Annotated in this window: 20 protein-coding genes and 3 tRNA genes; 6 read left to right on the forward strand and 17 right to left on the reverse strand. The window is 39.6% G+C overall.

Annotated elements, in window-relative coordinates; translation table 11 throughout:
• Nucleotides 1–148: 148 nt before the first annotated feature.
• The gene (locus NDN11_RS13500) at nucleotides 149–907 is read right to left on the reverse strand and encodes a DeoR family transcriptional regulator (protein ID WP_167250787.1); all 759 of its coding nucleotides are present in this window, start codon (nucleotides 905–907) and stop codon (nucleotides 149–151) included.
• Between the two features lie 51 nt (nucleotides 908–958).
• On the reverse strand, nucleotides 959–2,473 hold the full coding sequence (glpK, locus tag NDN11_RS13505) for a glycerol kinase GlpK (RefSeq protein WP_251109941.1): 1,515 nt from the start codon (nucleotides 2,471–2,473) through the stop codon (nucleotides 959–961).
• Nucleotides 2,474–2,734: 261 nt separating this feature from the next.
• Between glpK and NDN11_RS13510 the strand changes: the two genes are divergently transcribed.
• Nucleotides 2,735–3,157: a hypothetical protein gene (locus NDN11_RS13510; RefSeq protein ID WP_251109942.1), complete on the forward strand. Its 423-nt coding sequence runs from the start codon at nucleotides 2,735–2,737 to the stop codon at nucleotides 3,155–3,157.
• 65 nt (nucleotides 3,158–3,222) lie between these two features.
• Here NDN11_RS13510 and NDN11_RS13515 read toward each other — a convergent pair whose 3' ends face one another.
• The 3 genes from NDN11_RS13515 to folD form a co-directional block, all read right to left on the reverse strand.
• Nucleotides 3,223–3,507: a GNAT family N-acetyltransferase gene (locus tag NDN11_RS13515; protein WP_251109943.1), complete on the reverse strand. Its 285-nt coding sequence runs from the start codon at nucleotides 3,505–3,507 to the stop codon at nucleotides 3,223–3,225.
• Nucleotides 3,508–3,666: 159 nt separating this feature from the next.
• Nucleotides 3,667–4,335: a class I SAM-dependent methyltransferase gene (locus tag NDN11_RS13520; protein ID WP_167250793.1), complete on the reverse strand. Its 669-nt coding sequence runs from the start codon at nucleotides 4,333–4,335 to the stop codon at nucleotides 3,667–3,669.
• Nucleotides 4,336–4,384: 49 nt separating this feature from the next.
• On the reverse strand, nucleotides 4,385–5,233 hold the full coding sequence (gene folD / locus NDN11_RS13525) for a bifunctional methylenetetrahydrofolate dehydrogenase/methenyltetrahydrofolate cyclohydrolase FolD (RefSeq protein ID WP_167250795.1): 849 nt from the start codon (nucleotides 5,231–5,233) through the stop codon (nucleotides 4,385–4,387).
• A gap of 152 nt (nucleotides 5,234–5,385) precedes the next feature.
• On the opposite strand from folD, the gene NDN11_RS13530 reads away from it, so the two are divergent.
• A tRNA-Cys gene (locus tag NDN11_RS13530) sits at nucleotides 5,386–5,459 on the forward strand.
• Between the two features lie 8 nt (nucleotides 5,460–5,467).
• Nucleotides 5,468–5,553, forward strand: a tRNA-Leu gene (locus NDN11_RS13535).
• Between the two features lie 128 nt (nucleotides 5,554–5,681).
• Here NDN11_RS13535 and NDN11_RS13540 read toward each other — a convergent pair.
• Nucleotides 5,682–7,442 (reverse strand): alkaline phosphatase D family protein, encoded by a 1,761-nt coding sequence (locus tag NDN11_RS13540; RefSeq protein WP_251109944.1) that lies wholly within the window; start codon nucleotides 7,440–7,442, stop codon nucleotides 5,682–5,684.
• 213 nt (nucleotides 7,443–7,655) lie between these two features.
• On the opposite strand from NDN11_RS13540, the gene NDN11_RS13545 reads away from it, so the two are divergent.
• Nucleotides 7,656–7,741, forward strand: a tRNA-Leu gene (locus NDN11_RS13545).
• A gap of 144 nt (nucleotides 7,742–7,885) precedes the next feature.
• Here the strand turns inward: NDN11_RS13545 and pgaD are convergent.
• The 7 genes from pgaD to NDN11_RS13580 form a co-directional block, all read right to left on the reverse strand.
• On the reverse strand, nucleotides 7,886–8,302 hold the full coding sequence (gene pgaD / locus NDN11_RS13550; protein WP_167250799.1) for a poly-beta-1,6-N-acetyl-D-glucosamine biosynthesis protein PgaD: 417 nt from the start codon (nucleotides 8,300–8,302) through the stop codon (nucleotides 7,886–7,888).
• A gap of 33 nt (nucleotides 8,303–8,335) precedes the next feature.
• On the reverse strand, nucleotides 8,336–9,592 hold the full coding sequence (gene pgaC / locus NDN11_RS13555; RefSeq protein ID WP_251109945.1) for a poly-beta-1,6-N-acetyl-D-glucosamine synthase: 1,257 nt from the start codon (nucleotides 9,590–9,592) through the stop codon (nucleotides 8,336–8,338).
• Between the two features lie 13 nt (nucleotides 9,593–9,605).
• Nucleotides 9,606–11,603, reverse strand: coding sequence for a poly-beta-1,6-N-acetyl-D-glucosamine N-deacetylase PgaB (pgaB, locus tag NDN11_RS13560; RefSeq protein WP_251109946.1), 1,998 nt, complete (start codon nucleotides 11,601–11,603; stop codon nucleotides 9,606–9,608).
• A 253-nt stretch (nucleotides 11,604–11,856) separates the two neighbouring features.
• Nucleotides 11,857–12,258, reverse strand: coding sequence for a hypothetical protein (locus NDN11_RS13565; RefSeq protein ID WP_167250803.1), 402 nt, complete (start codon nucleotides 12,256–12,258; stop codon nucleotides 11,857–11,859).
• 371 nt (nucleotides 12,259–12,629) lie between these two features.
• A complete protein-coding gene (locus NDN11_RS13570) occupies nucleotides 12,630–12,971 on the reverse strand; it encodes an FKBP-type peptidyl-prolyl cis-trans isomerase (RefSeq protein ID WP_251109947.1) in 342 nt (113 codons plus the stop codon).
• A 29-nt stretch (nucleotides 12,972–13,000) separates the two neighbouring features.
• The gene (locus tag NDN11_RS13575) at nucleotides 13,001–13,531 is read right to left on the reverse strand and encodes a YaeQ family protein (protein WP_251109948.1); all 531 of its coding nucleotides are present in this window, start codon (nucleotides 13,529–13,531) and stop codon (nucleotides 13,001–13,003) included.
• Between the two features lie 54 nt (nucleotides 13,532–13,585).
• Entirely contained in the window at nucleotides 13,586–14,617 is a 1,032-nt protein-coding gene (locus NDN11_RS13580; protein WP_251109949.1) for a CobW family GTP-binding protein, read from the reverse strand.
• A gap of 477 nt (nucleotides 14,618–15,094) precedes the next feature.
• On the opposite strand from NDN11_RS13580, the gene NDN11_RS13585 reads away from it, so the two are divergent.
• Nucleotides 15,095–15,292: a hypothetical protein gene (locus tag NDN11_RS13585; protein ID WP_167250807.1), complete on the forward strand. Its 198-nt coding sequence runs from the start codon at nucleotides 15,095–15,097 to the stop codon at nucleotides 15,290–15,292.
• Nucleotides 15,293–15,435: 143 nt separating this feature from the next.
• Here the strand turns inward: NDN11_RS13585 and NDN11_RS13590 are convergent, their stop codons facing one another.
• From NDN11_RS13590 to NDN11_RS13600, 3 genes are all read right to left on the reverse strand, one after another.
• The gene (locus tag NDN11_RS13590; protein WP_167250809.1) at nucleotides 15,436–15,951 is read right to left on the reverse strand and encodes an acyl-CoA thioesterase; all 516 of its coding nucleotides are present in this window, start codon (nucleotides 15,949–15,951) and stop codon (nucleotides 15,436–15,438) included.
• Between the two features lie 225 nt (nucleotides 15,952–16,176).
• Nucleotides 16,177–16,800 (reverse strand): MarC family protein, encoded by a 624-nt coding sequence (locus NDN11_RS13595; RefSeq protein ID WP_016541197.1) that lies wholly within the window; start codon nucleotides 16,798–16,800, stop codon nucleotides 16,177–16,179.
• A gap of 73 nt (nucleotides 16,801–16,873) precedes the next feature.
• Entirely contained in the window at nucleotides 16,874–17,284 is a 411-nt protein-coding gene (locus tag NDN11_RS13600) for a J517_1871 family lipoprotein (RefSeq protein WP_251111549.1), read from the reverse strand.
• 300 nt (nucleotides 17,285–17,584) lie between these two features.
• Here NDN11_RS13600 and NDN11_RS13605 point away from each other — a divergent pair, with 300 nt between their 5' ends.
• Nucleotides 17,585–17,920 carry a hypothetical protein gene (locus NDN11_RS13605; RefSeq protein ID WP_167250811.1) on the forward strand — a complete coding sequence of 112 codons (336 nt, stop codon included), beginning with the start codon at nucleotides 17,585–17,587 and terminating at the stop codon, nucleotides 17,918–17,920.
• A 169-nt stretch (nucleotides 17,921–18,089) separates the two neighbouring features.
• On the opposite strand, the gene NDN11_RS13610 is transcribed toward NDN11_RS13605, so the two are convergent.
• Nucleotides 18,090–18,977, reverse strand: a complete 888-nt coding sequence (locus tag NDN11_RS13610; RefSeq protein ID WP_251109950.1) for an ArgP/LysG family DNA-binding transcriptional regulator — start codon at nucleotides 18,975–18,977, stop codon at nucleotides 18,090–18,092.
• Between the last annotated feature and the right edge of the window lie 49 nt (nucleotides 18,978–19,026).

The following is a 19,026-nucleotide window of genomic DNA, read 5'->3' on the forward strand; positions in this document are numbered from 1 at the left end:
ATGGTAAAAATTGAAAATGTATATATTTAAAAAAGGATCGACTGGCAATATCAAGACTGCTCAACGTTATAGCATTATTCTTATTGAAATATTCTTGAGCCAAAAGGGCTCAGCTCAAGAAAAGTAACAATTTTTCGGAAATGAAGATTTACTTGGCAACAATCAGCCCAACATCCAAATCGCGAATGGTTTTCATAAACTCATCATTCGGCTGTTGATCGGTAAAAATACAGTCGACTTGCTTCAGTGAACCTAAACGGATCATCGCATTACGACCAAACTTACTGCTATCCGCGGCAAGGAAAACTTGGCGAGCACTTGAAACAATCTCTTGAGATACGCACACTTCTTGGAAGTCGAAATCCAACAAAGTACCATCTTCTTCAATACCACTGATCCCCACCAATGCGTAATCTGCCTTAAACTGCTTGAAGAAATCCGCAGTCGCTTGACCAATCACTCCACCATCTGGACGCACACGCCCACTGGCAATCAGTACTTCAAAGTCTTCTTTGGTGCTGAGAATTTTGGCAACATTGAGATTATTGGTAATAATCCGCAAACCTGTATGGTTTAACAATGCATGTGCGATTGCTTCGGTTGTGGTTCCAATATTAATAAACAAAGAAGCATGATCAGGAACGGCTGCAGCAACTGCGGCTGCAATCATTCTCTTTTCTTCTAACATATAACCAACACGCATCGTATATTCAGTGTTTTCCACACTCGAATCATGCGCTGCACCACCGTGATAACGTCTCAACAAACCCTCATCCGCCAATTGATTAATATCCCGACGGATGGTTTGTGGAGTGACATCAAAATGCTGAGCAAGCTCTTCAATACTGATATAGCCACGCTCTCTCACTAGTTCGAGGGTTTTCTGTTGGCGTAGTATCAAGCTCATGCTCATCCATCCTGTGTTGTTTTAGATCATATTAAATGGGTCTATTTTAGCTTAGTCTTCCGCCCAATCACGAGTACGTCCGACAGCTTTTAACCAACCTTTATAGAGTTTTTCAGTCACATCCTGACTACACTCTGGTACAAAGGTATTTTCGATGGTCATTCTACTCTTCAATTCATTCAAATCCGACCAGAAACCGACAGCCAAACCAGCCAAGAATGCCGCACCCATGCCCGTTGTTTCTTTCATCGCAGGACGTTCTACTGACGTGCCCATGATATCGGCTTGGAATTGCATCAAGAAGTTATTGTCAGTCACACCACCATCAACACGCAAGGTACGCAATTTCTCACCTGAATCCTGCTGCATGGCATCCAATACATCACGCGTTTGATAAGCAATCGACTCCAATGTGGCACGAATAATATGTTCAATACTTACACCGCGGGTAATACCCAAGATCGCACCACGTGCTGTTGGATCCCAATATGGTGCACCTAGACCTGTAAATGCAGGCACCACATAGACACCATTACTGTCTTTTACTTTGGTTGCATAGTATTCAGAATCATGCGAATCATTAATCGCTTTCAGTTCATCACGCAACCATTGCACACATGAACCACCATTGAACACTGCACCTTCCAGTGCATAGTTCACTTCACCACGTGGACCACATGCAATCGTCGTCAATAAACCATGATCAGATTGCACAATGCGTTTGCCTGTATTCATGAGCAAGAAGCAACCTGTACCATAGGTATTTTTTGCTTGACCCGCTTCAACACACATTTGTCCAAACAATGCAGCCTGTTGATCCCCTGCAATACCTGCAATTGGAATCCCAATTTCCTGACCACTAATGGTATGTGTATAACCGTAAATTTCAGAAGAACCACGAACTTCAGGCAACATCGCTTTAGGAATATTTAATGCTTCAAGCAGTTTATCGTCCCATTCAAGCGTTTCGATGTTGAATAACATCGTGCGAGATGCATTGGTATAGTCAGTCACATGCACTTGACCATTGGTCAATTTCCAAAGCAACCATGTATCAATCGTACCAAATAAAAGCTCGCCACGTTCTGCACGTTCACGGCTGCCTTCAACACGATCCAGAATCCACTTAATTTTAGTTGCAGAGAAATATGGATCAAGAACCAGACCAGTTACTTTATGAACGTAATCTTGCCAGCCATCTTGGCGAAGCTGATTACAAATTTCATTGCTTTGTCGGCTTTGCCATACAATTGCATTGTAAATAGGTTTACCTGTCTTTTTATCCCAGATGACAGTGGTTTCACGTTGGTTGGTAATCCCAATCGCTGCGATTTGCTCACTTGAAATACTTGCTTGCGCTAAAGCTTCAACCCACACTGCACTTTGAGTCGCCCAGATTTCCATTGGATCGTGCTCAACCCAACCTGGTTGTGGGTAAATTTGCGTAAACTCACGCTGAGCAATACTGATGACATTCGCATCGTGATCCAATACGATCGCACGTGAACTGGTTGTACCTTGGTCAAATGCAACCACGTATTTTTTTTGACTATCTGTAGAGATCATGACATACCTATCCAGACTTGCTTATGTATAGTGCAATAAATTAAACGCCCGTTAAAAAACGGGCTCAAATACTACAAAAAAGCAATGACTTCTGTATTAAATAAAAAACTTGGCAGATTATATGCAAAATTGTTCGAAAACGAAAATTCTTTCTTTATATTTGAAGCTAAAAAACGATGAATAGCCTGTGTTTTAAAGATTCCTCACAATAAAAAACTTATTTTATGCGATACTAAAACCAGAAATAACAGGATCATTGATATGAAAAAAACCAATTTATTGCTAATTATGAGCGGTGCTCTTATTCTTTCAGCCTGTCAAAGTAGTCCACATCAATACAATGGCACAACAGGCTATCAAATCGAAAATAAAACAGCCACCTCTGCAACCGTTGCCTATACTTTAGCTGCGCGTAGCAATAGAGATCTAGATGAGAAGAAATTACAACACGCATGCAAGCAAATTTTAGGTGTAGACAAGACCTATAAACTCGCAGTGCTGAGCGTCAATGAGATCGCCAATCCAGCGCAACAAGAACAATATGGGGTAAAAATCGGTAATAGCCGTGCAACATTTGGTTTATCTAATTCCCCAGATTTAAATAATAGTGAAGGCTACGCAACCCGTCAGGCACTTGAAACTCGCCCAAGTACACTTAAAGTTGTTCGTTATACCTGTTCTTAAGTTCTTTACTTAATTAATGAAAGAAAATGGATGTATTCCATCATTTAGAATACATCCAACTCATCTTATTCTTTTAACACATCACGAATCGATGAGTCCTTATCAAAAACAGATTTTGAAAAAGGACATAATGGAATTACCTTCACTTGGCGTTCACGGACAAATACAATCAGTTCATCCAGCAGCTTGCGTCCTACGCCTTGACCACGAAATGCTTCATTGACATCGGTATGGTCAATAATCAGCATACTATCCCCCGCCCATGTATACGCCATTTCACCTGCAAGTACTTCACCTTCGAAAAGCTTAAATGCACCGTGTTTGCCATCATCAACTTGCTGAATACCCATACACCTTCCTTTTTAGTCAAACATTCTTTTAGGAAATAGAATAAATAGCGATTAAAGGAGATCGCTTTATTTCATTTCAATGTTTTAGCATGAGCAGCAACACTGTTGTGTTGAGATTTGATAACCTCTACACAACTAAGCGTTTGGGATCACGAATATTTATTTGGTGCGGTAAAAGCTGACGTTTCTAAACTCTTTGGCTTCATCCAAATCTGGCCAAGTACTTGCACTACGTTCATCAATTTTTAGATATTGAGGATGACTAAAGTTTTTGACTCGGCTATCAGCGACCCATACTTCAGGTGCAAACTTTAAGAACTCATCCAGAAAGAAACGATTAGATTGGTCATACAACACATCTGCTGCCAATAACACATCAACCTGATCGGACTGATACAAATCATCTAGATATTCAAGTTCAACATCATTCAATAATGCATTTTCACGACAGGATGCGAGGCTGACAGGATCGATATCACAGCAAATGACACGCTTTGCTCCTGCCATTTTTGCTGCAATTGCAACTACGCCTGATCCAGCACCAAAATCTAGTACCACTTTATCTTTGACATGATGCGGCTCTGCCAACAGCCATTGTGCCATCGCTAAACCAGAGGCCCAACAAAAAATCCAATACGGCGTTTCATTCCAAATCCGTCGAATCACGTCATCATCTAAACGGTCTGTTGGAAATACAGGTGGTATGAGCCATAACGAAATTGGCGTTTCGGGAAGTTGTTGTGCTAATAAATCAGTATTAGGAATAACTTGATGCAGAGCCTGCAACAAATGTTCAGGTGCTTTGGCAAATTGGAATGTACAACTCATATTTCTTTAATTCTTTAAAAAAGCCCCTCTATTCAGAGGGGCTAAAATATTAACCTAAAGCTTTTTCTGCGGCTTCTACCGTTTGGCGAATCAAAGTCGTAATCGTCATCGGCCCTACACCACCAGGAACTGGGGTATAAGCAGAAGCGATTTCTTCGATACCGACCAATTGGATATCACCAACACCACCACCATCACGTGGATGGAAACCCGCATCAACTACAACAGCACCTTGTTTGATCCAGTCTTTTTGAATCAATTCAGCTTTACCGACTGCACCAACAATAATATCGGCTTGTTTTACCAATTCTGGAAGATTTTGAGTACGAGAATGGCAAATCGTCACAGTTGCATTGGCTTGTAATAACATCATCGCCATTGGTTTACCCAAAATAGCAGAACGGCCCACGACAACCGCATGCTTACCAGCGATTTCAATTTTGTTTTCTTGCAAAATAGTCATGATGCCAGCAGGAGTTGCTGAACCATATGCCGCTTCGCCCATTGCCATACGACCAAAACCTAAGCAAGTCACGCCATCAACGTCTTTCGCCAATGAAATCGCATCGAAACACGCTCTTTCATCAATCTGTTCAGGCACTGGATGTTGCAACAAGATTCCGTGTACATCTGGATTAGCATTTAATTTTTCAATTTCAGCCAATAATTGTTCAGTTGTGGTTTCTTTTGGAAGTTCAACTTTTAATGAGTCCATGCCAACACGGCGGCAAGCATTGCCTTTCATACGCACATAAGTTGCAGATGCGCCATCATCACCAACCAAGATAGTTGCCAAGATTGGGGTACGCCCCGATTTTGCTTTTAATGCTTCTACACGTACCAACAAATCCGTTTCAATTTGTTTTGCTAATGCACGACCGTCTAAAACCAATGCCACAGCGCATCTCCAAAGTGGGTATGAATCAATTGCGTAAATAATACATGATAATTTGAGCAATATTCTTTTAGATGTTGTTTTTATGTGCATATTCGCTATAAACACTATTGTTTTTTTTTTAAAGATTGCTAATATGTGCATCACCAAGAGATGGCGGGGTGGCAGAGTGGTCATGCAGCGGACTGCAACTCCGTGTACGCCGGTTCGATTCCGACCTCCGCCTCCATTGGTAAAGCCCGAGTGGTGAAATCGGTAGACACAGGGGATTTAAAATCCCCCGCCCACAAAGCGTGCCAGTTCGAGTCTGGCCTCGGGCACCATCTTTCAGCTACTGAAATATGGTGCAAGTAAAAATCCAGCGTAAGCTGGTTTTTTTATGTCTAAAATTTAAGAGCAGATCATAAAAAAGCCAAGTTCATTGACTTGGCCTCCCTACCACTTTTGAAACTTAAGCCACTTGCTGTCCTGTTTTTACTGGCAATAGGTTTTTATCCAAACTTAATTGATAACCTCGGGTTTTATCAATCACATATTCAGGCTTTTTGATCGAATCCACATAAATCCACTGCGATTGAACTTGTGCTGCATCAAATTGAACAACCAAATACCCTCTTTGATTTAAGTTGCAATAATTCAACTCATCAATCAAAGTCGTAAATGCAAATTCAAACTGTTGAAGCTGCGCCAGTGGAATATTTAAATATTTTTCCAAACCCGGCGAAGACACCGAACTAGTTGCCAATTCTACCCCGACAAAAGCACCATCTTTACTGTATAAATTCGATGACCACGCATTATGAGTATCCCCTGCCAGTACCACTACTTTTTTCTTTAACTGTGCCAAAGTGCCATATACAATCTCACGCTCAGCAAAATAACCATCCCATGCATCTAGGTTATAAGGTGCAACTGTCAAAACACGCGCTTTTTCTTGTGCAGTTAAACTAGGATCACCTTGTAATAATCGAATTTTCAATTTTACTAATTCAGTGATTTGGGCATTCATCTTATTTAAAGTATCTGCACTCGGATTGCCTGCGGTAATCTCAGCTAAGGCAAGCAGCAGTTCTGCAGGAACCAACATCTTGGTCATTAAAATTTGCTGACCAAGCACATTCCAAGTTGCTGTTGACTGTTGCAGTTTTCCAATCAGCCAATCACGTTGGGTATAGCCCATTAAAGTACGCGCTGGATTAGTGAGATCTGCTTGGAATTTTGCAATATCCAAACCATTCGCTGTCATATAATTGGCATAATCCAACTGTTCATCACGCGCAATAATACGCGTATCCAACATCGTCAATTGAACCAGATTGCCAAAATCGAACTGGCGGTAAATCTTTGTGTGTTGATCATCGACAGGGCGAATTGGCATCCACTCAAAATAGGCCTGCAAAGCTGCCAATTTACGATCAAGGAAAGGTCCTTCATTCGGTTGATGATTTTCAGCCCCTTCTCGCCATGCATCATTGGCTAACTCATGATCATCCCAAATCACAATAAATGGATGACGATGATGCAAGGCCTGCAAGTCTTTATCTTTACGATACAGCGCATAACGTTTGCGATAATCATCTAATTTAATAATTTCTTTACTGTTATCTGTAGCTAGGCTTCGTCCCAATTTAGCTGCATCTTCTGCTGCATAGCCATCTGCACCATATTCATAGATGTAGTCACCAAGGTGAATCACTACATCGACATTCTGCTTGGCCATTTCACGGTACACATAGAAATAACCTGCTGGGTAGTTTGAACATGAACATACCGCAAAACTGACTTTTGTCGTGCTGCTTGGCAAAGTCTTGGTTTGCCCGATAGGCGAGCTCTTATCACCGAAAATAAAACGGTAGAAATAGCTTTGATCCGGTTTCAAACCTGTCGCATCAACCTTCACGGTAAAATCTTGTGAAACCGAAGTCGTTACCTTATCCGTTTTAATAATTTGCTTGAATTGCTGATCTAAAGCAATTTCCCAAGTTACTTGTAAACGTGCGCTACTGTCGCTTGGTGTCAAGCGCGTCCATAAGATCACACGATCTTGCAAGGGATCACCACTGGCAACCCCATGTTCAAAATTCACTTGTAATGTTGTTGTCTCTTGATCTGAACTGTCGTTACACCCCGTAAAACCCGCAGATAAAGACAACGCCCCGAAACCGAATAGACTTTTTTGAATAAGTTCCCGTCGTGAAATTTTTGCTGTCATTTGGATAGCTACCTTAACTTTTATCACTATAAATAAATGACTTAAATTAATTAGCTTTGATGAAGCTTTGATCTCAATTTGATGAAAGAATCATTAAAATTATATGACAATGCTTATTTTTCATCAGATAAGCACATGAATTGATTGAAAAGAAAGCAAATAATCTGTTTTGCTCTTGCCAAGTTTTAAAGTGTCCTCTATTATTGCGCACATGCCCGAGTGGTGAAATCGGTAGACACAGGGGATTTAAAATCCCCCGCCCACAAAGCGTGCCAGTTCGAGTCTGGCCTCGGGCACCATCTTCCAACTAATGAAAGATGGTGCAAATAAAAATCCAGCCTAAGCTGGTTTTTTTATGCCTAAAATTTAAGGACATATAATAAAAAATGCCTTAATTAAAAAAATTAAGGCATTCAATATTGTTGATCTAGAACAATAAGTAATTATTCGACGCGAATAATTTTACCATTTTCATCATGATGTACGATGCTAACCTTCTGCTGACGCCCTACCTGAATTTCTTGCTCAGGTAATTCAAAATAACGCGCATAATCAGGTAAGGTCTTTTCAACAGCATGCTTTTGATGCACACGTTTTGCTGGCAAAAAACCCCACAACAACAATGCAACTGCACACATAAATAATGCGGTTACACCATGCTCAATGCCGTCGCTAAATGCGGACATTAAACGTTGTGCGATATGCGTTTTTTGCAACTCAACCAGCACCCATACCAAAATAAACGGACGCCATAACAATAACCACCCCGCCCACATCATTGCGGTGGTAGTAGTCGAGAAGTAACGTTTATGCCATGGGAGTTGGCGACGTACATCAATAATTAAACTGTCAGCTTTCATTGCTTATTACTCAGCAAAATGAATCTTTCCGATTCAACGAATTCCACGATCTGGGCTAATCCAACGGGCACGTTTCTCATCATTACGCAACAGCACCTTTGGAAAGGCGACGATTGTAGCAGTAATCGTGATCAACCAAAACACAAACGGGTACCAAATCATCCAATAATAATTTTTCCCTAGGTTTGGCTCATAACGACTATCCATCCATTTGCTTAAAGCAAACTGAATTAAGCAGGTCGCACCTAATAAAATTCCACTACCGTATGGTAAAAATGGTGAACTCACCACAGCGAGAGCTGGGATTGCAAAGATAAAATGCAATAACCAGATCACCGCCATAATAAGCATCAAATATGACCAAATGAGTGTCAAACACAGCTCAAACATCAAAGGCCATAAAAAATTAAGTTTAGGCTTTAAAAACACATCAATATTTTTAACCAGAACCTGTGCCCCACCCATAGCCCAACGTAAACGCTGTTTCCATAAACCATTTAAAGTTTCAGGCATCAAAATCCACACCAAGGCATTGGGCTCAAAGCGCACATCCCAACCAGCACGTTGCAATTTCCAAGTGATATCGATATCTTCAGTCAACATATTCGGTGACCAATAATCAACTTGATGGACAGCACTTTTACGAAAGGCGGTGATCACACCAGATACGGTAAATAAACGACCAAAAGTACGTTGTGCGCGCTTAATCATACCGACAATTGAAGAAAACTCCCCCACCTGAATGCGTCCGAGCAAAGTCGAACGTGTACGAATACGCGGATTACCCGTGACTGCGGCAACGGTTGGATCTTCCAAGAAATGCCGCATCATCCACTTCGCTGCGTGTGGATCAAGCAAAGCATCCCCATCAATCCCGATCAGGAATTCTGCATCGGTCATCAAGCTACCTGCTTGTAACCCCATTGCTTTGCCTTGATTTTGCGCCAAATGTACCACACGTAATTTTTCATACTGCATGGCCAATCGATCTAACACCTCACCCGTATTGTCAGAACTGCCATCATTAATCGCAATCACTTCAAAGTTGGGATAATCCAATTTCAGTGCATGGCTAATGGTTTCTTCGGCATTGTCCCCTTCATTAAAGCACGGTACTAAGACCGCGACTTTGGGATACTCAGGCAAAGCTGCGGGTTGCTGATAGGGAGGATCTTGACGCTCCTTCCAGTAAAAAATAATTGCCCCAACCATCCACAAATACGACATAAATAGTGGATAGTAAAAAACAAACTTAATGGCATATGACCACAATAAAGCAATCCAACTCATCTACCTTACTCGACTATGGTACTAATTGAGATGATTTTAGACCAAAAGCCTTACGTATGGTTTCTACATCTGGATGCCCTTTGATCGGATCATCTGGATAATACGCCACGTGCATTGCGCCTTGCTCATATAAAGACTTAATCGTCGCTGCCATTTCTTCAGACGGCACTTTTTGATCATTGCGCCAATTCACCGCTTGCAACTCCATCACGGTCTTTTTAATCCCATTTGGATACTGCTTCACACGATTCATGATATCTGAATAGAACTTAGCTGGATTGTCCGATTGCTCCATATAAGGCATCGCCATAATCGCTGTAAAGTCATAACGATTCAGGGATTGTTCTAAGGATTGAGCGTACCAGTTTTCCGCATAGGCATTTAAAGCCACTTGTGCATAAAGATTACGTGCAGTCACGAGGAATGGCTGATATTGACGAACCTCCCCTGCGAGCTCCATGGCAAAATCATCTAGATAACGTGTTTTATACGCTGTCCATTTTTGCAAGTCCGTATCATTGTCACGTATCTTCGCTAAATCTGTTGGTAAACCTTGTTTGGCATACGCTGCCAACGCATCTGGACTGGCATCTTCATAATCTGACAAGGTCACATCATCATGGAACAACAGCCCATCAAATGGTGTTGATTTAGCAAGATCCTGATAAATCTCTTTAATGGTCTGACGTGCTTCTGGCGAGAATGGGCTGAGACGAATATAGCCCATATTCAAATGCTCACCCGCTTTTGCTTGTTGGGTTTCCACTAAGTCTTTCGATACTGGATCAGTCTTAGGCAGTTCCCAAGCCAAAAGTGGCATCCATGCATATAGACGCTGCACTGGAGTACGAGTTTGAATCTGCCAAGCCACTCGATTGAACAAATCTGCACGCATTGGAATATGACGATTTGGGAAATACACCATATCAGCAGAACCATTGGCATCAGGATCAGAAAAGGCCTGTAAATACACCGTATTTACGCCCATACCATTAATACGGTCAATCAGATGATCGAGATTACGTTCTTGCTGTTTGCTATCTGGATCATAAATATAGTCTAAATCGACATGCATAATTTTTTGCGGTCGATTGTTGTCATTCAGATTCAATTCACGATTCTTAATCTCTTGCGCCAAAGCACTGGTGGACATATTGCCCTGAATCAAAATACGGCTCATATTCTGTAGCGATTGCTTGGCATGATCTGCCCCATCATCCAAAGTGATGGTAATCGGCATACCCAGCTGCTTAGCCGTTTGTACCAATTGCATATTATAACGACCATAAGGCCAAACCATGACACGTGGCGAACGTAAACCATGTGCTTTTAAAAGATCATTATTGGTTTTTAAATCTTGATAAACACGGGCTTGATATACCGCATCACTTTCATAACTCTTAGTTTTAGGATCATAGATTCGCGTAATCGCAGCAGGCTCTAGATTACCCTGTGGATTACCATTAATCCCTTGATGTAAATGATAACTATGGCTGGCGATTTCAACCAAACCACTGTTTTGCATTTCCTTCAGCTCATCCCAACTTAAGATTTTATTGCGTTCAATCGGCTCACCACCAAAATCAACTTTCTGCCCTGCTTTAGGCTCCAACCATGAACCAACGACAGCCAAAACTACTGGAATCTTTTTGGCACGAATAATCGGATATGCATTTTGATAAAACGACTGATAACCATCATCCACGGTCAGTAAAATAGGTTTACTGGGCAACTTATATTTGCCTTGATGTGCCTTAATTAATTGATCAACATTAATAAAATGATAACCATTCTTTTTCAGCCAGTCGATGTGCTCACCAAACTGCTTCGCAGTTACTGCATAGCTTGGAATCAATGCATCTTTTCGATCTGTAATTTCGTGATACCCAATGACGGTCAATGTGGTTGCATCGATTTTTGGATTTGCCGCAAAAGTTGTGGTGCTAGCAACCACCCCAAACACTAGACCTAAAAAAGTTTTTAACGTCGGGGACACTAAACGTGTTGTCATAGAGATATCGTCTCAAGATTAGAAATTCGCTGTTCGCAGATCATGCCTGCATCATCTTACAATTTTATGGACAAATAAGATGTTTTTGATGGTCAGCTGGAAGTACGGATTGTATTTATAATTTTAAAAGCTGAAAATAAACTTAAATGTATTTTTTATGAAATCAATCACACTTTAATTGAATATTTTTTAATAAGCACAGTCCCTGATATATAAATCTATATCAGGAACTTTCAATCACGATAAAAAAGAATTAGTACTCAATTGATTGGAAATTCGGATGATCTGCAAGCTGCTGTAAATAGTGGCGTTCTTTTTGATAAAAATATTTATTCAGACGATTCACCCATTCGCCACGGCGAAAGGTCTGAATTTTTTTATGTACCCCATCATATTCCAGTAGCACCACATTGCTATCATTTTCACCCATTGCTAAACGGGTGATTTTATAATCATGTGGCGCATACTGGTGTGAAGGCTGCAATGATCTAAGGATTTCAATTTTATAATCCCCATCAATCCAATAATGTTTATCAATTAAGGCTTTCTCATTGACCCAAAAACCAGTCTGTGCCCCATCATGGGTATCTATCAGAAAAAAATGATCCAGCTCTTTTAATAATTCTGATGCAGTGATATCCAAATAATCATTCATATCAACCTCTACTCACTCAAATTCTTACCGTTACTTTTTTTGCCGAATTTTTATAATGGAGAAACTATCAGTGACTACCCCCGTCAACTTATAGTGACCGAAAGTGCAAAATTCCATAGCCTTAGATTAAATACAGCTTCATCAAAATCAAGGTCGTAGAAAAATTGCTCTTTTAACTCAAAGATATACAGGACTGTATATAGAGAATCAATATTTTTTTCTTAGACTGCAATAAAATTCAGATAAAAGAAATATTTTTAAAAATCAAAACCTTATTATATGATTAGCAATATTATTTTATACTTATGATTTTTAAGCGATTTCGTCTAAAAATAGACCAAATCGCTTTATTTTTTGAATAGTAAAACCGGTTATTCGTCGCGTGTTTTTACATCAAACAATTCGATTTCAAAAGTCAGATTGGCATTGGCTGGAATGATCTTACCCATTTTACGTGAGCCATAAGCCAAGTGTGCAGGGACAATCAATTTACGCTTTCCACCTACACGCATACCCATAATGCCTTGATCCCAACCTTTAATCACACGTCCAGTACCAATCACCGTTTCAAAGTAATTACCACGGTCTAATGATGAGTCAAACTTGGTTCCATCTTCCAACCAACCGGTATAATGAGTCGTAATCAAGGCGCCACGAACTGCTTCTTTACCTTCGCCAACTTTTAAATCAATAATTCCTAATTCTACACTCATTTCTATCTCTCCAAATCACTCAAGCTAAATTATTGCAATTGTTGCCACTGAATGTCGACCTGACCTTTGTCGCTTAACAATGTCCATTCGCCATCCATAATATTCAGCTGCAATTGCATGGTACGTTCGCATAAGCCCTCAAGTGCCTGCGTAGTTTGTGGGGTCAATTGCCACACTTGCACATTGCTTAAGGTTTTAATCTTGGTATTTTTCTGCCACCAATCATCTGACTGAGAACCATAAGTCACAACTGCAACATTCTTACAACGTGCACTCGCCTTTTTCACTTTATCTTCAGATGGGCAACCCACTTCGATCCATTGCTCTAATAGCCCAGTCAAATCTTTTTGCCATAACGCTGGCTCATCTGTTTCAAATAAGTCTTTGGTGAACTCTAAACGCTCATCAGCAAAACGTGCATAAGCCAGAATACGAACCATTAAACGTTCAATAGTTTCAGAAGGATGCTGAGCAAGTGTAAGCTGATAATCTGCATAGATATGCTCATCCATATTGGCAATATTGAGGTCTGCCTTATATATTGTTGCCTTTAACGCCATAAACTAAACTCTTAAATACAATGTTCTCAAATTTGGCGCTAAGCATACTCTATTTTACCGAGGAGCATGTGCGATTTGATCATCAATTGGATCTATACGGCAATGCGATAATTGTGTTTCAAAAGCTAACCAATCCTGTGTTGATTGGCAAATGATTTCAACTCGATTATCGATGCTCTCTTCAGCCGACTTATAGTTAAACTGTTGTGGATTAAAGTTAAAGCTTTTCCAACCTTGATCTGTATTAAAGATTCCTTTAATTCGCACCCAATCTTGTTGCGCACACAATAAATCTAATAGTTCATAAAAGTTGAATTGCCAACGCTTAGGTAACTTCCAACCCGCCACTGTATAACCCTGAGCTGTTTCTACATAGTGATATGGAAGCTGCTTAATTTCTGATAGCTGTTCAGTCGCTGCTTGCGCTTGTTGTAACTTTAATAAGGGTTGAATCTTACGTTGAACAGGTTGCTGCTGAATATCCAATTGTTGAATATCCACCTGCCCATTTTCAGCTTCAATCCAATACTGGACATAGGTTTCATATTCTTGTTTTAAAGTCACGTAGGCTTGATGATCTGCTGCTGTCATACAGTCGATATGCGACAACACCACAACCTGTGCTGCTTTTAGTTGATCGGTATATAAATTCTGTTTGACCCAATCCTGATCATGCAGACGACTCCCATCTACAACAATCACCAAAGCACGCATTGCCAAGCTTGTTTGCCAATGCGGTTCAGTCAGTTGTTCCAATAATTGCGCTGGATGCCCTAAACCCGTGGGTTCGATAAATAAACGATCAGGTTTGCTTTCACTGAGTAAGCGCGAAAGTGCTATCTGCATCGGCAATTGACTGCTACAGCACAAACAACCACCGAGCAACTCTTTCACCGCATAACCTTGCTGCTGGGTAATCAGTTGTTGGTCTACCCCAATCTGTCCAAACTCATTCATGAGAACTGCCCAAACCTCATGCTCAGGCTTTTGAGTGAGCAAATGCTGTAATAATGTGGTCTTCCCTGCCCCTAAAAAGCCAGAAATAATATGCGTGGGCACTGTTTTGGGAGCAATAACAACCTTCACGATCGACTCGCATTGAAAATTTATTTCATTCTAAAGCGAAAAATTGATGAAATAAAATAAAGAATGATTTTCCACACAATTAGACCAAAACATTATTTTATAAAAATAAGGAGATATATCTCACAAATTAAATCTAAAATTCTTATTTAAATGTGAAATATAAATGGTTTATTCAATTAATGATTTTTCACCGAAGCGCATATCGTGTTTAAAACACGTAAAAAAACTGCTCGTTTTTTAATCTAAAAAACATATTTACATACATTTTCATCCTTAATTTCTTCATGATGTTTTACATAGTAACTACATAAGGCGATTCAATATTTCATATTGTTAAGATAGGCGTAATAGATTGTTAAGAATATTGCCGCAACAACGTTTGGCACATAGCATGGACCTCATGCCGAAATTGAGAGATTTGGATTAACCGAATCATCGTATTGAGGTTGTTATTTTATTAAATTAAGGATGCCAAACATGAAACTTATCAAAACTCTTCTTGCAACTACACTTACTCTTGCAGCAGCGTCTACATTTGCAGCACCAGCAAATGAGCAACAAACTGAAGAAAGAGTGGTTGTTTCAACTCAAGAACAACCTGAAACTCAAGGTCAAGCTGCAGCTGATGCGACAACTACTGAAGCACCTGCATCTACACCAGCACCAACAAACTAATCAGATCTCAAGGTTCCTCCAGACCTTTAGACCCACATTTTTAATGATTTAAACTTTATTTCATTACAAATGTAAAAAAGATCGAACCATGCTGCGGTTCGATCTTTTATTTTTGCATCAGCTGTATATTAAAAAACTGAGTACTATGTCGTTTTCTTAAAAACACTGCATGAAGGTTGATGAACTTCTTGCAAACGTATTGCCTTACGCTGCTCAGCAGCTTCAAAACGACAACGCTTCCATTCTGTATCCAAATTTAACTGTGGTACTTCTTTTGGTTTACGCTGTTCATCCACGGCAACCATGGTGAAATAACAAGTATTGGTATGACGAATCGTTCGTTTCTGAATGTTTTGGGATTCAACACGAATACCGATTTCCATTGAAGTACGGCCGACATGATTGACACTGGCAAGAAAAGTTACCAATTCACCTACATAGATGGGTTCTTTAAAATTAACGCGATCAACCGACATGGTGACCACATAGCTACCTGAATATCGGCTGGCGCATGCATAGGCGACTTGATCGAGCAACTTGAGAATAGTTCCACCATGAACATTACCTGAAAAGTTTGCCATATCAGGTGTCATTAAAACCGTCATCGTCAACTCTGACTGGTCATCAGGTGCTTGGTTTGCTTGATCTAATTGATACATGAGAGCTCATTGAGAATGCAACATTGTTATTATCGTTCATTCATGCGCGTAAAAATATGCGCAAAACCATAAAAAATCATCAATTATTTTTATAATCGCACTATCATTCAATTCGAAATAATGACAATGAAACTGTTTTTATCCAGATACCCTATTCAAACTAGAGGATTAATGAAATAAAAAACAGCTTCAATATCAGCCATATAAAATCAAGCTAGGACATAATTAACTTAGATTGGCTGAACGAATCAGACCAACTATACCGTTTACAATCATATCAATTGCAATCGTACCAATCAGCAAAGCCGATAAACGCCCAACAATATCAAAATAGCGATCGATATATTTTGCATGTTTATAACGTAGATGATCATGACCAAATTTCATCAGGATCAAAATACTACAGGTTAAAATCAAGGTAATTGCAATAACGGCCATTGCACCCGTAAAAGGTACACTCACCCCTGTAACCACCGCTGCACTAATTGTGCCTGGACCGATCATAAATGGCATCGCAATGGTACCAGCCAGATGTTCAGGCGCACCACGCATTTCCCCAATCGTTTCTGCACCCTGAAATACATAACGATATCCGATTACCAAGAAAATTAGGCCACCAAAAATTTGAAAAGATTCGAAACGAACATTCAAATAGCGACTGAAAATATTCTCACCGCCCCAGGCAAATAGAATAAACACCCCAAAGGCAATTAAACTGCCCTGTATCAAGGCTTTACTAAATACCTTTGCATCGGTATTACGAATCATGCCTACCATATAGACACTCATCAGGAAGGGATTGAGTAATGAGAAAAACAATGCAAACGCATGAATATAAGGAGAAAACATAACACTCTCTTTCATCTGCGGAGATTTTAAATACCGTGTGTATAGGTATAAGTGATTAAAATTATATACAAACTTAATTCAGGGCTTGCTTGCAAGCCGATGTCACACGCTGTAATTGATCATCTTTATTTAGATCAAAAGTCACACCTAGACCTAACAAACTCATATGGATCTTGGCATTACTGTTATTTAATTCTTTCACCTTAAACTTAACCCCTTTGTCACTATACAACACTTGATCAATCAGTTTGACATTGTATGACATGACGTCTTTACCATCGTCTATACAAAATATGCCGTGCCCTTGACGACTTAACTGCAAGACAGCAGAGGAAGGCCCCACTTCACCCGCCCAACTTCCAGCAAAAGGAATTTGCGTTGCAGCGAGTTGGTTAAATTGAGCAGGAGTCATTGTTGTTATAGAAGTACAACCAACCAAACCAAATACCAAAATAGCGGGTAATAAAATATTCTTCACAACCATCACCTAAAACGATCAAAATCAAATAATTGTTACCATTTTCCCATATTAAGACACTTTTTGATTTGTACAGCATGTATATGACTAGTATTGGAAATGTAAAAAACATTAAACAAATCTGTGACATCATTGCTATATTCAACTTTTTCGCAAAGATAAACTAAATCTGCCAATAAACTATTTAATCCTTTAAAGCAAAATAATCTGAATCATTGCATAAATAACTCATCATAAAAAATAATAAATTTTCCTTGATTTTTAGTTCAATCATCTGTAGATTTTCTTTTTGAGCGAGTAATTCAAATGAATTTCCAATCTATATTTGAAACGTTTCAAACTCTTCCAAATGGAACGGATGCCTACCAACAATTAAAATGTCAATGCGAACAAGCCATTGCTGCTGCTGAGCACCCGCTTGAACACAATGCTTTATTTCTCATTTATGGTTTTGCAAAAAACTATGTCCTACTCTATGAAGATCAAGCGGTCACGCCAGTTTTCGCAGACAAAGTAAAAGCACAAATTGTAGCGTATATGCATGAGCTCAATGAAGCATTAAACACGAAAGATGCTAGCCGTATATTAACTGCTTTAAATAATGTCTCTAAACAATATATTGGAAGCTCTAGGATTTTCTAATTATTATCTTCCAATAAAATAATCAGGATTGATTTGTTTTAACATTGCTTCTAAATATTTCTTAGATTTCATTACACTAATTAAACGTTTTAGAAGCAGTGTAAACCCATGTGTTTAAAATACTGACACCATACACGATATAATAATTTTTTATTGTTATTCTCTCGTCTTAGGCCAAAATTAATCGAGTATGTTTTACAATATGCTCAGTCAAAAGCTGTAATGGCTTTGATTGTTGATCCCAATGATGCCAATACAGTGGAATATCAATTCGAATATCAGGCAATAACCCAACCAATACTTCTGCTTTATTTTCAATATTCAGTTGCAGCTCAGGCACCATGCCATACCCTAACCCCAATTTAATCGCGGTCACAAAAGACTCCGATGATGGAATTAAGTGACAGGGATAAGTGCCTTTCATCAATCCATAGTGTTTTTCAAGAAGATCAAAATGCATGCGATCTTTCTCATTAAATATAATGGCTGGTGCAGCACGTAAAGTTTCTCGATGTATGCCATCTGCAAACCATTTCCGTCTAAATTGCTCTGTCGCCATCATTTGATAACGCATCAAACCTAAATATTGCGCACGGCAACCGCGCATGGGTTGATCTTCAATCGAAATACAGGCACTCACCGTCCCCTTTTCTAATAATGAATAGGTATGTGACTGATCATCCGTTCTCAGCTCAATTGCAATCTTTTCTTTGAGTAACACATCCTTTAATGCAGGAAGCAACCATGTCGCTAAAGAGTCTTCATTTGAACCAATCACAGTCTTGAAAAAATGTGATTCTCCTCCACCAGTCAAACCATGGAGTAAGTTTTGTTCTAAACGTCGGATGTGCTGTATATGTTCGAAGATCTGCTGACCTGCTTGTGTTAGGACACAAGGACGACCACGAATCAGCAGTAATTGGCCTAACTCTTTTTCAAGTGCTTGGACTCTCAATGTCACCGCTGATGCAGTAATACAGAGCTTGGTGCCTGCTTGTTCGAAGCTTCCATTTTCAGCAACGGCAAAGAAGGCTTCACATTGTTTATTGTCCAGCATAAAAACCTTAAAAAAATTTAGAAAAATCAAAACAACCTTAATTTAACTA

Source organism: Acinetobacter sp. C26M, assembly GCF_023702675.1.
Taxonomy (GTDB): domain Bacteria; phylum Pseudomonadota; class Gammaproteobacteria; order Pseudomonadales; family Moraxellaceae; genus Acinetobacter.

Excerpts from the sequence above, each read along its gene's own strand:
- NDN11_RS13515 (WP_251109943.1), bottom strand. The coding sequence starts at position 3,507 with ATGGGTATTCAGCAAGTTGATGATGGCAAACACGGTGCATTTAAGCTT.
- NDN11_RS13600 (WP_251111549.1), bottom strand. The coding sequence starts at position 17,284 with ATGGTTGTGAAGAATATTTTATTACCCGCTATTTTGGTATTTGGTTTG.
- pgaB (WP_251109946.1), bottom strand. The coding sequence starts at position 11,603 with ATGACAACACGTTTAGTGTCCCCGACGTTAAAAACTTTTTTAGGTCTA.
- pgaD (WP_167250799.1), bottom strand. The coding sequence starts at position 8,302 with ATGAAAGCTGACAGTTTAATTATTGATGTACGTCGCCAACTCCCATGG.
- NDN11_RS13540 (WP_251109944.1), bottom strand. The coding sequence starts at position 7,442 with ATGACAGCAAAAATTTCACGACGGGAACTTATTCAAAAAAGTCTATTC.
- glpK (WP_251109941.1), bottom strand. The coding sequence starts at position 2,473 with ATGATCTCTACAGATAGTCAAAAAAAATACGTGGTTGCATTTGACCAA.
- NDN11_RS13510 (WP_251109942.1), top strand. The coding sequence starts at position 2,735 with ATGAAAAAAACCAATTTATTGCTAATTATGAGCGGTGCTCTTATTCTT.
- NDN11_RS13570 (WP_251109947.1), bottom strand. The coding sequence starts at position 12,971 with ATGAGTGTAGAATTAGGAATTATTGATTTAAAAGTTGGCGAAGGTAAA.
- NDN11_RS13575 (WP_251109948.1), bottom strand. The coding sequence starts at position 13,531 with ATGGCGTTAAAGGCAACAATATATAAGGCAGACCTCAATATTGCCAAT.
- NDN11_RS13610 (WP_251109950.1), bottom strand. The coding sequence starts at position 18,977 with ATGCTGGACAATAAACAATGTGAAGCCTTCTTTGCCGTTGCTGAAAAT.
- NDN11_RS13595 (WP_016541197.1), bottom strand. The coding sequence starts at position 16,800 with ATGTTTTCTCCTTATATTCATGCGTTTGCATTGTTTTTCTCATTACTC.
- NDN11_RS13605 (WP_167250811.1), top strand. The coding sequence starts at position 17,585 with ATGAATTTCCAATCTATATTTGAAACGTTTCAAACTCTTCCAAATGGA.
- NDN11_RS13590 (WP_167250809.1), bottom strand. The coding sequence starts at position 15,951 with ATGTATCAATTAGATCAAGCAAACCAAGCACCTGATGACCAGTCAGAG.
- NDN11_RS13585 (WP_167250807.1), top strand. The coding sequence starts at position 15,095 with ATGAAACTTATCAAAACTCTTCTTGCAACTACACTTACTCTTGCAGCA.
- NDN11_RS13520 (WP_167250793.1), bottom strand. The coding sequence starts at position 4,335 with ATGAGTTGTACATTCCAATTTGCCAAAGCACCTGAACATTTGTTGCAG.
- NDN11_RS13565 (WP_167250803.1), bottom strand. The coding sequence starts at position 12,258 with ATGAATGATTATTTGGATATCACTGCATCAGAATTATTAAAAGAGCTG.
- NDN11_RS13500 (WP_167250787.1), bottom strand. The coding sequence starts at position 907 with ATGAGCTTGATACTACGCCAACAGAAAACCCTCGAACTAGTGAGAGAG.
- pgaC (WP_251109945.1), bottom strand. The coding sequence starts at position 9,592 with ATGAGTTGGATTGCTTTATTGTGGTCATATGCCATTAAGTTTGTTTTT.